This window comes from Streptomyces corynorhini (genome assembly GCF_003346515.1).
Lineage (GTDB): Bacteria > Actinomycetota > Actinomycetes > Streptomycetales > Streptomycetaceae > Streptomyces > Streptomyces corynorhini.
The window spans coordinates 12,613-27,438 of record NZ_QQNA01000341.1 but is presented as its reverse complement, the minus strand read 5'-3'; the positions used below and the strand labels follow the sequence as shown (position 1 = coordinate 27,438).

Genomic DNA, 14,826 nt, shown 5'->3' with positions numbered 1-14,826 from the left:
ACCTGATCCCGCAGTCGTACGCCATCACCCATCTGCGCCCCGGACGCCGCGCGGTACTGCGCCGGGTCCTTCCCCGGGCACCCCGCCTTCCCCTCCGGACACAGAACGGCCCACCCATGCCCCGAGTTGAGACCCAGCTGCGCATCGCGGCGCCACCCGAGACCGCCTGGGCGGCCGTGGTCGACGTGGAGAGCTACCCCAGGTGCATGGAGAACGTCGAGTCGGTCGTCGTCACCCACCGGGCCGACGCCCGCCACCGTACGACGGCCTGGTCCGTACGGCTCAGGGGCTCTCTGCTGCGCTGGACCGAGGACGAGGTGATCGACCCCGCCGCACGCCGCTTCGACTTCCGTCAAGTCAGCGGGGACCTCGGCGAGTTCGTCGGCCACTGGGCCGTCACCGCCGCCCCCGGCACCGGCAGCGTCGTCCGGCTGCACGTCGAATTCGAAATCGGCATCCCGCNNAGCGGGGCCGTGGAGGCGGGCGCCGACGGCTGCCGGGTCCGGCTGTCGGACGGCCGTTCCGTCCTCGACTTCGGCTCGTACGCCGTCACCCTGCTCGGCCACCGCCACCCCGCCGTGGTCGACGCCGTCCACCGGCAGCTCGACACCATGCCCACCTCGACCCGGAGCCTGGGCAACCCGGTCGCGGCGGCCGCCGCCGCCCGCCTCGCCGACTACTTCGGACACACACTGCCCAAGGTCCATTTCGGACTCAACGGCTCCGACGCGGTCGAAGTCGCCGTCAAACTCGCCCGCGTCGCCTCCGGCCGGGACCGGGTCGTGGCCGTGCGCGGCGGCTTCCACGGCAAGACCCTCGGCGCCCTCGCGCTCACCCACCACCCCCTCTACCGCACCGGGCTGCGCGGCTGCTCCGTGGACGTCGTCCACGTGGCGCCCGACGATCCCGGCGCCGTGCGCCGGGAGGTCGCCGCCGCCGACGTGGCCGCCCTCGTCTTCGAACCGGTGCAGGGCGAGAACGGCGCGCGCTCGCTGCCCCCCGACGTACTGCGCCGGTGGTGCGAGGACGCCGCCCGGCACGGCACCTTCGTGATCGCCGACGAGATCCAGTGCGGGCTGCGCCGGTGCGGCGAGCGCTCGCTCGCCCTGGCCGAAGGGCTGCGCGTCGACGCCGTGCTGGTCGGCAAGCCGCTGGGCGGAGGCGTCGTACCGCTGTCCGCGGTGGTCTGCTCCGAGGAGCTGTACGCGCCGCTGGACACCGACCCCTTCCTCCACTCGGCCACCTTCGGCGGCCACCCCCTGAGCTGCGCGGCGCTTCCGGCCGCGCTGAGCGCCATCGAGGAACTCGCCCCGCACGGGGCCGAACTGGCCCGCCTGCTGGACAACGTCCTGCAGGCTCTGCGCCACCGCCACCCGGAGCTGATCCGGGCGGTCGACGGCCGGGGACTGCTCCGCGGGATCGACCTGGCCACCCCGCGCATCGCGGGCGTGGTCGTGATGGAACTGGCCGCCGCCGGACTCCTGGTCTCGCCCTGCCTCAGCAGGCCGACCACCGTACGCCTGCTGCCGCCCCTGGTCAGCACGGCGGCCGATCTCGCCGAGGCCGCCGACATCCTCGGCTCCGCGCTGGCCGCGGCGGCGCGCGGCGCCCCGGCCGGCCCCCGAAGGGCCCGCACCGCCGCCCGGCCGTCGCCCCCGCGTGCCGCTCCGGTACCCGACCCGGGAAAGGAATGACCGACATGGCCGACCGCGAGCAACTCGCCCTGGTCCTGCGCACCGCCGTCGCGGACGTACTCGGCACGGACATCGACGAGGTGGACGAGACCACCGACCTGATCACCGACTACGGCGTCGACAGCCTCGAACTGATGGAGATCGGCGCCCGGTTGGAGCGGAACCTCGACCTGCGCATCGAGATCGAGGACCTCACCCGTACCCGCACCGTCGGCGAGGCCGTCGACCTGCTCGCGGCCCGATCGGCCGGCCGCGCGTGACCGGCGCCCACCGCGGCGGCCGGGTGCGCGTCGCCGTCACCGGAATCGGCGTGAGGTCACCGGCCGGCAACACGCCCGACGAGGTGTTCGCCACCCTGCTCGCCGCCAGGTCCACCGCGGCCGTGGTCCCCGGCCTCGCCGAGCGCGGCATGGCGGTGCGCTTCGCCTGCCTCGTGCCCTTCTTCGACACCGACGCCCACATCGGCCGCCGCGAAGCGCGCCAGATCGACCGTCCGACGGCCCTCGTGCTCTGCGCGGCGGCCGACGCCGTCGCCGACGCGGCGCTCACCCCGGTGGCGGAGCCGGAGCGGGCCGGGGTCCAGATCGGTACGGGAGTCGGCGGCCTCGCGAGCATGGAGGCGACCACACGGGACCACGGCGAGCGGCCCTCGGCCATGCCCGTACACACCGTCCCCCGCACCATGGCGAACTCGGCGGCCTGCCGCATCGCCATGCGCCACGGGTTCCACGGCGAGTGCACCACCTACGCCACGGCCTGCGCCAGCGGCACCACGGCCATCGGCGAGGCCGCGCGCCGCATCCGCCACGGGGAACTGGACGTGGCGCTCGCCGGCGGCGTCGACGCGCCCGTCACCCCGGTCATCATGGGCGGCTTCCACCGGCTGCGGGCCCTGTCCGTGCGCAACGAGGCGCCCGAGCGGGCCAGCCGCCCCTTCGACGCCGACCGGGACGGCTTCGTCATGGGGGAGGGCGCCGCCGTACTCGTCCTCGAACGCTGGGACAGGGCGCGGGCCCGTGGCGCCCGGATCCACGGCGAGATCGCCGGTTACGCCGCCACCTGCGACGCCTTCCACATCGTCGCGCCCCGGCCGGACGGCGAACCGGCGAGCCGGTGCATGCGGCTCGCCCTCGCCGACGCCGGCTGCGCCCCGGCGGACATCGGTCATATCAACGCCCACGGCACATCGACCCTCCTCAACGACCGGTCCGAGGCGCGCGCCATCGCCCGCTGCTTCGACGGCCACTCGCCACCCGTCACCGCCATGAAGGGCGTCACCGGTCATCTCGTCGGCGGTTCCGGCGCGCTGGAGGCCGCGCTCGCCCTGCTCTGCGCCGACCGGGGCCTCGTACCACCCGTCGCGAACCTGCGCTCCAGCCCGGAGGCCGGGATGGTGGACCTGGTCGTCGGTGCCCCGCGTGCCGTGCCGCCCGCTCCCGTACTCTCCAACTCCTTCGGATTCGGCGGGCAGAACAGCTGCCTGGTGCTGGCCCCCGCCCCGGCGGGCGACCGCCCGGCCACGACACGCGCCCTACGGTGATCCCCGCCGCGGCGCCCCGCCCCCGACCGACCGGAGAAGATGCACCATGCGGATCCTTGTCACCGGCGCGACCGGCGTGGTCGGCACCGAGGTGGTCGCCGCCCTCCTCGCCGCCGGCCGGCCACCGGACCTCGCCCTCACCCGCGTGGCCCGCCGCCCCGCCGACCCTTCCGTCGTGCGCTGGGACATCGGCGCCCAGCCGCCCCCCGGAGAGCTGGCCGGACACTGGGACGTCATCGTCCACGCCGCGGCCTCCACCCGCTGGACGCTCAGCCGGGAGGAGGCCGTGACCGCGAACATCCGGCCGCTGCGGGCGGTACTCGGCCTCGCCGACCGGGCCACCCACCTCGTCCACATCTCCACCGCGTACGTCGCGGGCGCCCGCGACCTCGAAGACCCGCGCGGCGCGCCCTTCGACGGATACCGCAACGGCTACGAGTGGTCCAAGGCCCTGGGCGAGCGCATCGTGCGGGAAACACACCGGGGGCCGCTGACCCTCGTCCGCCCGCCCCTGGTCGTGGGACGCCGGAACAGCGGCGAGATCTCCCGCTTCTCCGGGCCCTACACACTCCTCCAGGCACTCGTCTCGGGGCTGGCCGCCGTGGTGGTCGGCGACCCCGACGGATACGCCGAGATCTGCCCCGTCGACGATGTCGCCGCCGCCGTCACCGCCGCCGTGCTGTCCGGCCCGCCGGCCACCCCGCGCACCGAGGTGATCGCGGGCGGCCCGGCCGGCCTGCGGCTCGCGACCCTCCTCGACATCACCTGCGACACCATCAACGAGTGCAGGGCCGAGGCGGGCGTGCCGCCGATCGCCCGGCCGCCCATCGTCTCCGGCGACAGCTGGGACCGGTTCTTCCTGCCGCTCGCGGAGCAGTACCTCTCCCCGTTCCAGAGCCGGGCCGTCAAACTGCTCGCCATGTTCCAGAGCTACACCAGCATGAGCGCCCCCTTCACACCCACCTGGCCCGTGGCGGCGCCCGGAGAGGTTATGGCGGCCTCCGTACGCCATTGGGCCGCGCGCAAACCGCGGCTGGCGCTGGCGAGTCCGGTGCCCTGGAGGATGATCGGCGCACCCGAGGCGCGCCGCCCCGACGCGGCGGGCGAGGGCGTCAGTCCAGCGTGAGCAGCAGCTCCGTCAGTTCGGCGGGCATGGTGATCATGCAGTCGTGGCCGGTCGCCAGTTCCCGGATCCGCGCCGGGGCCCCGTTGGGCTGTATCGGGTCGATCGGGCGGCGGGTGATGCCCTCCGGCACACCGGCCGTGCAGTGGATGTGCGTACGCGGAATCACGTCCGCGGCCCGGTTGTCCAGGTGGACGCGCTCCTGGAGGCAGCGCACCGGCTGGTCCGACAGCAAGGTGCGCAGCCAGGCGACGTCCGCCGGGTCGGTGACCCCGAACAGCCCCGCGGGCGGCGGGAACTCGGGCAGCGGCGGGACGCGCCAGCCGCTCTCCGACTTCAACGCCAGGTCGATCAGGTTCTGGGTCACGGGAAGGACGTCCGCGGCGCTCTCGCCGTCGCGCGGGACCATCGCGTCCAGGTGAACGAGGTGGGCGATCCGCTCCGGGACCCGGTCGGCCACCGACGAGACGACCAGCCCGGCGTAGCTGTGTCCCACCAGGACCACCTCGGTGAGGTCCTGCTCGACGATCAGCCCGACGATGTCGTCGATGTGTGTGCCGAGCCCCACCTCGGGACCCAGCAGATGCGCCTTGTCCCCGTAGCCGGTCAGCGACGGCGCGAGGACCCGGTGCCCGGCCGACTCCAGCAGGGGCACCACCCGCTCCCAGGCGCGTCCGCTGTGCCAGGCGCCGTGCACCAGTAGATAAGTCGACATCATATGGCTCCTTGCTGTGCTGTTCCGCGTCGCGGGGGCGTGGGAACGCGAGGGGGCGCAGGCCGGTTCATGGCGTGCGGACAGGGGTCGGCGGTTCCCGGATCTGCCATGATGGAGAAACGGTACGCTGTCCCGATTGAAAATACGGGACAGCGTCCCGTTTATCAAGCGCGAGACGAAGGAGCGATGCGGTGAACGGCGGCGATCGGGACGCGGGGCGGACGGCACGGCCCAAGCGGGCGGACGCGCGGCGCAACGAAGGGGTCCTGCTCGACGCGGCGGCCGCGGTCTTCGTGGCGTCGGGGGTGGAGGCGCCGATCCGTGACATCGCGGCGAAGGCCGGAGTCGGGACGGCCACGATCTACCGCCACTTCCCGACGCGGGCGGATCTCATCATCGCCGTCTACCGGCATCAGGTCGAGGCGCTCGCCGAGGCCGGTCCCGCCCTGCTGGCGGCCGGCCCGACTCCCTACGCCGCGCTGGCGCGGTGGATCGACCTCTTCGTCGACTTCCTGGTCACGAAACACGGACTCGCCGCCGTACTGCAGTCCGACGACGCCTGCTTCGACCCCCTGCACGCCTACTTCCTCGAACGTCTCGTCCCCGTGTGCACCCGGCTGCTCGACGCCGCGGCCGGTGCCGGAGAGATCCGCCCGGACCTGGACGCCTACGAGCTGATGCGCGGTGTCGGCGGCCTGTGCGCGGGGGCCGGGAACAACCCCCGCTACGACGCGCGCCGGCTCGTCGGCATGCTCGTCGCGGGTCTGCGCCGAACGGTGTGACGCGGCGGACGCGTACCGCCCAGCACGGTCCTCGACGGAACGACGGAACGACGGAACGACGGAACGACGGAACGACGGAACGACGGGCGCGGCCACGCCTGTCCGGCACAACCATTCGACGCCCCGGTGTGTCACACCAAGCAGGAGTAAATCACTCCGAGGGATACAAGGGGGAAATATGAGTATCACTCGCACGATCGCCGCCACCGGAGCCCTGACCGCGCTGGCCGTGGGGGCGGCCACCGCGTTCGGCACGACCGCCTCCGCCGCACCCAACGTCACACCGCAGAGTGTCTGCGGCAGCGCCTACAAGACCGTGAACTCGGCGGCCGTCGGCTCACTGGGTACGGTCTACCTGACGTACAACTCCTCCAACGGCAAGAACTGCGTCACGACCATCCGCTCCAACCCGGGCACGGCCAAGAACATGTCCGCGTGGATCTACGTCCCCGACACCGACGTGTGGGCCGAGGACTACGGGAACTACACGTCGTACGCGGGGCCGTCCTACGCCTACGGCAAGGGCCACTGCGTCAGCTGGGGCGCCCACATCGACAACGTGTACGTGTCGGTGGAGAACTCCAACTGCGCCTCCCTGAAGGAGAGCCGGGTCACCGAGGTCCGCTGATCCGGCACACCGCCCGGCACCGTCCGGGCCCCGGGCCGTCCGGGCCCTGGATCGTCCAGGGCCCGGACGGCCCGGAAGACTACGGAGCGCTGTCCTCGGCCCGCGGAGCCTTGGCCCGCAGCGCCTCGGTCATGGACTCCTCGCGCCAGCGCTTCAGCAACTCGTGGAAGGCGAAGGCGCCGTGGGGATAGGACGTCGGACCGTTCGGCCGGCCGCGTCCCTCGCCGTTGTAGTAGCCGGGGGTGCAGTCGGCGTGGAACCACTCGTGGTCCGGGGCGCCCTCGGCCAGGACGGCGATCCAGGCGTCCTCGGTCTCGCGGGACGGTTCGAGGAGGGCGCCCTTGGCCTCGGCGGCCGCGACCAGGGCGGCGCCGTGGACGGCCTGCTCGTCCAGGATGTGCGTGTAGTTGACGCTGCTGGCGTTCTGCAGGGACCCCATCTGGACCAGGTTCGGGAAGCCGTTGCGGGTGAAGCCGTGCAGTGAGCGCGGGCCCTGCTGCGCCAGCGCGTGCAGCAGCTGGGTGCCGTCTCGGCCGTGTACGGGGAGCTTGCCGGAGAGGATGCCCGAGGTCCCGACGGAGAATCCGGTGGCGAAGATCAGGCAGTCCAGCTCGTACGCGGTGTCGCCGACCACGACGCCGTTCCCGGTGACGCGCTCGATGCCGTGGGTGTCGGCCGTGTCGACCAGGGTGACATTGCCGCGGTTGAACGCCTGGTAGTACTTGTCGGAGAAGGTGGGACGCTTGCAGGCGTACCGGTACCAGGGCTTGAGCCGCTCCGCCGTGTCCGGGTCGGTGACGGTCTCCTCGACGCGGCTGCGCAGCTCGTTCATCTTGGCGGCGTCGGCGATCTCGTACGCCGCCTCGAAGGCGCCGCGGTCGCCCTGGCGCCGGAAGCTCGGCAGGAGCTTCTCCAGCAGCGCGGCCGACTCGGTCCAGCGGTCCGCCACCAGATCCTCCTCGACCGTCTCGCCCGAGACGATGCGCAGATAGTTGTCGCGGCGCTCGCGTGCCCATCCGTCGCGGTCGGCGCCGACGTCCTGCGCGGTGGTGCGGCGGTTGGCGCGCACGTCCACGGTGGAGGGGGTGCGCTGGAACACGTAGACGTGCGAGGCGTCCTCGGCCAGCACCGGAATGACCTGGATGCCGGTGGCGCCGGTGCCGACGATCCCCACCCGCTTGTCCGCGAGGCCGCTCAACCCGCCGTCCGGGGTGCCGCCGGTGTAGGAGTAGTCCCACCGCGAGGTGTGGAAGGTGTGGCCCTCGAAGTCCTCGATGCCGGGTATCCCGGGAAGCTTCGGCTGGGAGAGGGTGCCGGTGGCGGTGACGACGTACGTGGCCAGGAACGCGTCACCGCGGTCGGTGGCCACGATCCACGCCTCGGACGCCTCGTCCCAGGTCAGCGAGGTGACCGAGGTGGAGAACAGGGCGTCACGGTAGAGACCGAACCGCTCCGCGATGCGCACCGCGTGGCGGCGGATCTCCTCACCGGGCGAGTACTTCCACTCCGGCACGTACCCGGTCTCGTCGAGCAGCGGCAGATACACGTGCGACTCGATGTCGCAGTGGATGCCCGGGTACCGGTTCCAGTACCAGGTGCCCCCGAAGTCACCGCCCTGCTCCACGATCCGGACCCGCTCCACGCCCTGCTGCCGCAGCCGCGCCCCGGCGAGGATGCCCCCGAATCCGCCGCCGACCACGGCGACGTCGACGGTGTCCCGCAGCGGCGCGCGGTCGGCGGGCTCTCCCGCGTACGGATCGGCTGCGTAGTAGCCGAACTCGGCTTCGGTGGCGCGGTACTGGGCGGCGCCGTCGGGCCGTACCCGCCGCTCGCGTTCGAGACGGTACCGCTGCCTCAGCTCGGTGAGTTCTTCGGGGGTCGGTGCCTGAGGGATCGTCATGTGGGGGCCTCGATCTTGTCGGTCTGCCGGCATACGGGCCGCCCCGGACGAGCGGCCGTCCGCTACGGTAGCAACTACCGGACAACGATGTCCGGTTGGAGGGGGTGCTTCCCGGCGCCCGCGACGAGCGGCCCGCACCCGCGCGCTGCCCCGCACGCGGCTCGCCGGTGGCCCCCGCACGCCAGCGGACAGAGAGAGTGATTTCCCCCCATGCGACGACTCCCGCGACGACTCCCGGTCCGATCCCTCGCCGTGCTCGCCACGGTCGGCACGCTCACGCTCACCGGATGCGGTACGGACACGGCGGGCCCCGGCGGCAAGGCGGCCCCCGGCGCCACGGCCAGGACCATCACCGCGAAGAAGGTGATGCAGGTGACGAAGGTGCACGAAGAGACCGGGATGACCCTGCTGGAAGGCCCGACCTTCGACGAGGACGGCACGCTCCTCCTCGTCGACGTCACCGCGCCCGCGGGCAAGCCGAAGGTCATACGCGTCGATCTCGCCAGGAAGACGGCGCGGCCGGCGCACACCGACAGCCGGGGCGCCTACACCTCGGCACAGTTCAGCCCGTACGACGGCCGGATCTACCTGTCCGACTTCGCCCACGGCGAGGTGGTCAGCCTGGCCCCGGACGGCGGCGATCCGCGGACCTTCTTCTCCGGCCAGGTCGACGGAGCGCCGATGAACCCCGACGACATCGCCTTCGACGAGGACGGCAACCTCTACATCAGCGACTCACGCGGCCTGACCGAGGGCGAGGAGACCGGCCGGGTGGTGCGCATCGACCGCGAGGGCGAGAAGGCCACGGTCCTGGCCGACGGGCTGGCCGCCACCAACGGCATCTCGTTCGACGTCGACTACCGGGGGCTGTGGATCAGCGAGCTGACCCAGAACCGGATCTCCTACCTGCGCCTCGGCGAGAACGGGGAGAGCGTGGCCTCCCGGCACACCGCCGTCCGCGTCGACGGCGGCCTCGCCCAGACCGACTCGATCGCCGTGGACGCGGACGGCAACCTCTACCAGGCCCTGCACGGCCGGGCCGCGATGCTCGTCTACGACAAGTACGGTGAGCGCCTGGCGACGATCGAGGTGCCCGCCCGCGACCAGGGCCTGGAGTCGGCGACGAACGTGGCGATCACCCCCGGCGGGACCAAGGCCTACATGACCGTCAGCGGGCCCGCCGGAGGCTACCTGTACAGCTTCGACGCACTGGCCGAGGGCATCCGGCAGTCCAACGGAGGCTGACCCCCGCCCCTCGCCGCCGGGCCGCCCCCTCTCGCGGCCCGTCACCCGGCGAAGGGCCGCACCGGTCCCACCTCGACCCCGAGCAGTCGCCAGGCAGCCAGTGCCCGGCGCTCCCGCTCCTCGCGCGTGGGACCGGTGACGGCCCCGGAGACCATGGCGACGCCGAGCATGAGGTCGTTCGCCGCCGCCAGCCGGTGGCCCTCCGGCAGGATCTCCCGCAGGGCACGCTCGACCCGCTCGGACAGGGCCAGGGCATACCCGAGGAAACCGGAGCGGCTGACCGCCACGCCCGCGTGCAGAAGGCCGATGAACGCCGCCGACTCCGTCAGATGCCAGGTCAGCACGGCGAGCACGCCCGCGCAGGTCGCGCCGTCGGCCGCGGCGGCCTGCTCGACCTCCCGCACGTTCTCCTCCAGCACCGCGCTCGCCACGGCGGTCCGGTCGGGGAAATGCCGGTACAGGACGCCCTGCCCGACCCCGGCCCGCCGCGCGATCGCGGAGAGCGGGGCGTCCAGGCCGTGCTCCGCGTAGACCTCCCGGGCGGCGGTGACCAGAGCGGCCCGATTGCGGGCGGCGGCCTTCGGCCCGTCGTTCGCGGGGCGCGGCGCGTTCGACATGGGGTGCTGCGTCACCCCGGAAGGGTAGCCCCCGGCCCGGCCCCGGGGAACCGGCCTCCCGGGAGCCGTCGCCGCGGGCGGGCGCGGGCCGCCGCGGCGCGGCTGTTTCCCGTCCGCCCGGTCAGGGGGCGATGCCCACGCCGTCGATCCGGCTCAGCGCCCTCTCCCCGGCCGCGGTCAGAACGGGCCAACGCAGCCCGCCCGGACGCGGAGCGACGCGCGAGGCGTACGGGCCGGGAAGGTAATCGGGCTGGTAGAAACAGCCGGTCCCGTACCTACGGTCGTGGGCGGGACAGGCCGCCGCCAGGCTGCGCGGCGTGGGCTTCCTGCCCGTACGCGCCCAGTTGTCCAGCGCGGCGACGGAGGTGGCGTACTCCGCGTCGCTCAGGCCGCTGTGCTCGCTCTCCCGTGTGAAGCTCTGCACCAGGTACCGGTCGCGGTGCGCGCCGCGCAGACTGGCCCGGTAGGCGGCCTCGTGCTCCACGAACGCCGTCGGGTCGTCGATGGCGTGCAGGGTCAGGACCGGGATGCTCACGTCTCCGGTGATGTCACTGTCCCAGGACAGGTCGCGCGCCGCCGACGGATCGGCGCTGAACCGTTCCACGCCCGCGTTGAGCGCCGCGTCGTCGTGCGACCCGGAGTAGACGACACCCCGGTTGCCGAACGGATTGCGCCCGCCGAGCCGGTTGTGGACGATGTCCCGGAAGGTGAAGACGGAGAACCGCAGATGCGACTCCAGCGTCCTCTCCGGTACGCGCGTGACGGCCAGGATGTCGTCCAGATTGCGCTGCTGGAGCGATGTGCGGTCCCGGGGGTCCGACGTGTAGCCCGTGCACTCCTGCAGTCGCGCCCGCAGCCCGGCGCCGGTCAGCGTCGAGTCCGCGCGCAGCCCCTCCCACAGCGGGTACCGCGGCTCCGTGGGACGGGGCAGGTTGCGGCAGTAGTACTGGTAGACGACACGCAGGTCCACCCGGTAGTCGTAGCCCCGGGAGCCGCCGCCCAGCACGCCGTTCGTGAGCAGGGCACCCGCGTACGGGCCGCGCCCGCCCGCGCCGTACATCTCGACGACCTTGGCGGCCACATTGCCGCCCCACGACTGGCCGTGGACATAGGTCTTCGCGGGAGTGCCGAACCGTGCCGTGAACAGACGGCGTACGTTCTCCGTGTCCTGGGCCGCCATGCGGGTGCCGTACCCGCCCCGCCGGTAGGAGGAACCGGCCCAGGCGTACCCCTCGTCCACCATGACCGACCAGCGTTCGAGGTCGCCGACGGCGCGCTCGGGATCGGACCCCGCGCCGAGGTCCGGGCCGCCGTGGGCGTGGACGACCAGGGAGCCGTTCCAGTTCTCGGGGACGGCGATCGCGTAAGAGGCGCCGTTGGCGTCCTGCCCGGTGTAACACGTCGCCCGGTCCGCCAGGTTCGCCGGACAGCCGACGGCCCCCGGCCCGTCCGCCGCGGCGGCGGGGACGTGCGGGCCGAGGACCGCTGTGGCGAGGACGCCGGTGACACCGGCGACCAGGGCCGCTACCCGGGCTCGTCGACGGCCCGTTCGCCACCGGCCGGTCCACTGCTTCCCGCTCAGCCTGTCGTTCATGCGGTGCTCTCCTCGATCTCGTCCGCGCTCCGTCGCGCGGCGGCGCCGATGCTAAGGAGAAATGAGCGGGAGCCCCACAGTCCTGTCATTGTGTTCATATTGAAGATGCCGGACGGCCCCGATGGAGACGGGCTCCCGTGTTCCCGGAGCACGGTCCGCGCCGTGTTGCCCGCGTGGTCCTCCAGGAAGGCGACGACCCGACGGGGCGCGCTGGACGGGGTGACCGTCATCGCCGCACGGCTGGTGTTGTCCGCGGACGACGCAGGGCCTGTTCCCGGTCCGTACGTCGTCCCGGAGGACGGTGCGGGTGTGCCCGTCGGCCGCCGCGCGCCGGGAGAAGGCGAAGGTGTTCGCGCTGACCCGCACGGCGGACGCGGGCGTGGTCTCGGTGTGGGCGAAGGCGCCGCGCACCTCGACGGTGACCGGCCGCCCCGACGTCGGCGGCGTCCAGAGCCCCGGAGCGTGCCGTCCCGGCGGGCGCTGGTGGTCACCTGTCCGGCGCGGCCCCCAGGCCGAACGGTACGGGGCCGCCGGTACGTCATGACGTCGGTACGAGTCGAGGTACCCGGCGGTCGGGTACGTGAGAACGACGCGATTCCCTCCGCCTCGGCCCTGTCGCCGAGTGCGAACATCTCGTTCCAGGTGTCCGGGGTCCGCCGCTCCTTCCGCCCGAACAGGCCCTTGTCGTGGAAGAGCCCGGTCGCCGCGCAGGACATCGGCATCAGATACGTCTGATCCGTACTTTCGGGGGACATTGCCCTCGGCGAGCTTGTCGCCCACGGCGGTGTCCTCGCCGGGGTCGCCGGGGATCCGTGCCTCGAACACCGGTGTGAGGTCGGCCAGGCCCTTGCGGCCCTGGCCGAGCACCACGAGGGCCTCGTGCGCTGTGATGACCCGCGTGTACATGTCCCGGCCGTCACGAGGGCGGTGACCTTGAGCGTCGTCCTGCCGGAGCCGGAGGCGGAGGCGCGGCAGGGGCCGGAGGCGCCCGTACCGGCCGAGCACCCGCACATCGCCCCTCCTCCCCTCCCCGGCGGACACCTGCCTCGCGTTGCCGCGACCGGGCCGCAGATCACGCTCTGCTTCCACCGCCCGGCACCGCAGCAGCGGTCGCAGCAGCGATGCGCATCGGGTTGATCCGTACCACCCGTCGACCGACTCCGGAACGTCGTGGAGGGAGGAACGCGACATCAGGCTTCTCCCGCACCGACTTCCCGGACCGCGCCCCACTGTCCGGCGCGGCCTCCGCTTTCCCGCCCACCGTGGGACCCGCGCCCGCGACGCCCTGTGGGTTATACGGCGGCACAGCCGTGGCGCGGCGATCCGGTGATCCGGAGACTGGAGGCGTTGCCGGAGGGACCGGCGGACCGAGGGACCAGGTGATTGTGTTGAAGGACGACTCCTCCGCACCGGCCGGGGTGCGTGTGCCGGACTCCAGGCTCGCGCGGGAGACGACCGAGCTGGTACGGGACAGCACCAGCGAACTGATCTACCACCACTCACGCCGTGTGTACTTCTTCGGCAGCCTCCAGGCGATCAACCGGGGCCTGAGCTGCGACCCCGAGCTGCTCTATGTCGCGGCGATGTTCCACGACCTGGGCCTGAGCGAACCGTTCCACGGCAGCGGGCGACGCTTCGAGGTGGACAGCGCCGACGAAGCCCGGCGCTTCCTGCGGGCACGTCAGGTGCCGGACGACAGCATCCGACGGGTGTGGACCGCCATCGCACTGCACACCACCCCGGGTATCCCCGAATTCATGGAGCCGGAGGTTGCGTTGCTGACCGCGGGTGTGGAGTACGACGTCCTCGGCATCGGCTACCACGACCTCGACGAGGCGGACCGCGCCGCGGTCGTCGCCGCTCACCCGCGCCCGGCCTTCAAACAGCGCATTCTGGCCGCCTTCACCGACGGGATCCGTTCCAAGCCGCAGACCACGTTCGGCAATGTCAAAGCCGATGTGCTCGCGCACTACGTGCCCGGCTTCGAGCGCGGTGACTTCGTACGCACCATCCTGGACTCTCCATGGGCCGAATAGCCCGCGAGCACCAGCGGGCCACGGGGTCGCGGAGGCCGCTTCCGACGGCGTGCGGCTGCTGGACGTCGCCGCTGGTCGGATACGGGTTCTCTGCGGTCTCATGTGGGACAGGGGAGCCGGGCCGGTGTCTCGCACGACACTGAGTATGCGGAGGACACATGAGCAGTTGCACGGACGACGACATCAGTCGCCGGCGATGAGGCGGAGATCGCGATCGACTACCACTCGTCCCCGGGCAGCACGGGAACACCGTGTGGCGCCGGCTCATGGATCACCGTTGGTGACGCCGACACACGAGCGGCTGTCTCCAGCGAGCCCCTCCGTTCTTCCGCCTTGAGGCCGCGGAGCATCCAAAGCCCGTACAGGGCCAGCAATGGTTTGCCAACCAACCACTCGCCAGGGCGGTAGTCATCCGCTCGCACGAGCCTCTCAGCAAGATCGGGGCGCTGCCGCCGCATATACGCACGGGCCTTGAGCGCGTGAGCCGGTTGGGATGCGATCTTGATGCGGTCGACATCCTCAAGAAGCGGGATCACGTTGGTGATGTTCTCCCATGTCGTCGTGCTCTGGCCTTCGAGAAGCACCGTGCCGTCGAACGCGAGCACCGTTTTCGCGTAGTCGGCCATCAAGCGGGCCTCCGAGGCTCCGTTGCCGGTAACACCACCGCTGAAGATCACGCGAGTGCCTCGCGCACGGTCAGCGGCAGTGGAGCGGATGCCGGCACGAACTCGCCAGCGATTGATGTAGTTCGCCGTCGATTGCGGGTTCCGGTAGCCCAACACGACCACGGCTTCGGACGCGCCCACGCCGCTTCCAACGAGAGCGCGGGACCAGCGCCAGTTCAGCCACTCGCCCCAGGCCAGAATCGCCGCCCCGGCGATCGCCAGTTCCGTCCTACGTCGCATGCGGTGACTCTAGTCTTCTGAGTCGGGAATTCTGTTCAGATGTTCAG

At 72.2% G+C, this 14,826-nt stretch carries 14 protein-coding genes; 9 read left to right on the top strand and 5 right to left on the bottom strand.

What is annotated here, in order from left to right; all coding sequences use genetic code 11:
• Window positions 1–116 precede the first annotated feature (116 nt).
• From DVH02_RS31415 to DVH02_RS31400, 4 genes are read left to right on the top strand one after another with little or no spacing between them, the layout of a single operon-like run.
• Window positions 117–1,694: an aminotransferase class III-fold pyridoxal phosphate-dependent enzyme gene (locus tag DVH02_RS31415; RefSeq protein ID WP_114627246.1), complete on the top strand. Its 1,578-nt coding sequence runs from the start codon at window positions 117–119 to the stop codon at window positions 1,692–1,694.
• A 5-nt stretch (window positions 1,695–1,699) separates the two neighbouring features.
• Window positions 1,700–1,954, top strand: a complete 255-nt coding sequence (locus DVH02_RS31410) for an acyl carrier protein (RefSeq protein WP_114627245.1) — start codon at window positions 1,700–1,702, stop codon at window positions 1,952–1,954.
• Entirely contained in the window at window positions 1,951–3,234 is a 1,284-nt protein-coding gene (locus tag DVH02_RS31405; protein ID WP_114627244.1) for a beta-ketoacyl-[acyl-carrier-protein] synthase family protein, read from the top strand. The genes DVH02_RS31410 and DVH02_RS31405 overlap by 4 nt, the downstream gene beginning before the upstream one ends.
• A gap of 46 nt (window positions 3,235–3,280) precedes the next feature.
• The gene (locus DVH02_RS31400; protein WP_114627243.1) at window positions 3,281–4,360 is read left to right on the top strand and encodes an SDR family oxidoreductase; all 1,080 of its coding nucleotides are present in this window, start codon (window positions 3,281–3,283) and stop codon (window positions 4,358–4,360) included.
• Here DVH02_RS31400 and DVH02_RS31395 read toward each other — a convergent pair.
• Window positions 4,347–5,072, bottom strand: coding sequence for an alpha/beta fold hydrolase (locus tag DVH02_RS31395; protein ID WP_114627247.1), 726 nt, complete (start codon window positions 5,070–5,072; stop codon window positions 4,347–4,349). The genes DVH02_RS31400 and DVH02_RS31395 overlap by 14 nt on opposite strands.
• A 191-nt stretch (window positions 5,073–5,263) precedes the next feature.
• On the opposite strand from DVH02_RS31395, the gene DVH02_RS31390 reads away from it, so the two are divergent.
• Complete coding sequence (locus tag DVH02_RS31390; RefSeq protein ID WP_114627242.1) at window positions 5,264–5,854, top strand: TetR/AcrR family transcriptional regulator; 591 nt, start codon at window positions 5,264–5,266, stop codon at window positions 5,852–5,854.
• Window positions 5,855–6,032: 178 nt separating this feature from the next.
• Window positions 6,033–6,482 (top strand): spore-associated protein, encoded by a 450-nt coding sequence (locus tag DVH02_RS31385; protein WP_114627241.1) that lies wholly within the window; start codon window positions 6,033–6,035, stop codon window positions 6,480–6,482.
• A 79-nt stretch (window positions 6,483–6,561) separates the two neighbouring features.
• On the opposite strand, the gene DVH02_RS31380 is transcribed toward DVH02_RS31385, so the two are convergent.
• A complete protein-coding gene (locus DVH02_RS31380) occupies window positions 6,562–8,382 on the bottom strand; it encodes a flavin-containing monooxygenase (protein WP_114627240.1) in 1,821 nt (606 codons plus the stop codon).
• Between the two features lie 210 nt (window positions 8,383–8,592).
• Between DVH02_RS31380 and DVH02_RS31375 the strand changes: the two genes are divergently transcribed.
• Window positions 8,593–9,627, top strand: a complete 1,035-nt coding sequence (locus DVH02_RS31375) for an SMP-30/gluconolactonase/LRE family protein (protein WP_114627239.1) — start codon at window positions 8,593–8,595, stop codon at window positions 9,625–9,627.
• Between the two features lie 41 nt (window positions 9,628–9,668).
• Here the strand turns inward: DVH02_RS31375 and DVH02_RS31370 are convergent, their stop codons facing one another.
• The gene (locus tag DVH02_RS31370; protein ID WP_114627238.1) at window positions 9,669–10,259 is read right to left on the bottom strand and encodes a TetR/AcrR family transcriptional regulator; all 591 of its coding nucleotides are present in this window, start codon (window positions 10,257–10,259) and stop codon (window positions 9,669–9,671) included.
• A 106-nt stretch (window positions 10,260–10,365) separates the two neighbouring features.
• On the bottom strand, window positions 10,366–11,838 hold the full coding sequence (locus tag DVH02_RS31365) for a hypothetical protein (RefSeq protein WP_114627237.1): 1,473 nt from the start codon (window positions 11,836–11,838) through the stop codon (window positions 10,366–10,368).
• A gap of 307 nt (window positions 11,839–12,145) precedes the next feature.
• Here DVH02_RS31365 and DVH02_RS31355 point away from each other — a divergent pair, with 307 nt between their 5' ends.
• Window positions 12,146–12,382, top strand: coding sequence for a hypothetical protein (locus DVH02_RS31355; protein ID WP_114627235.1), 237 nt, complete (start codon window positions 12,146–12,148; stop codon window positions 12,380–12,382).
• A gap of 844 nt (window positions 12,383–13,226) precedes the next feature.
• Window positions 13,227–13,874 carry an HD domain-containing protein gene (locus tag DVH02_RS31345; RefSeq protein WP_407697702.1) on the top strand — a complete coding sequence of 216 codons (648 nt, stop codon included), beginning with the start codon at window positions 13,227–13,229 and terminating at the stop codon, window positions 13,872–13,874.
• 218 nt (window positions 13,875–14,092) lie between these two features.
• Here DVH02_RS31345 and DVH02_RS31340 read toward each other — a convergent pair whose 3' ends face one another.
• Entirely contained in the window at window positions 14,093–14,779 is a 687-nt protein-coding gene (locus tag DVH02_RS31340; protein WP_114627232.1) for a YdcF family protein, read from the bottom strand.
• Window positions 14,780–14,826 lie beyond the last annotated feature (47 nt).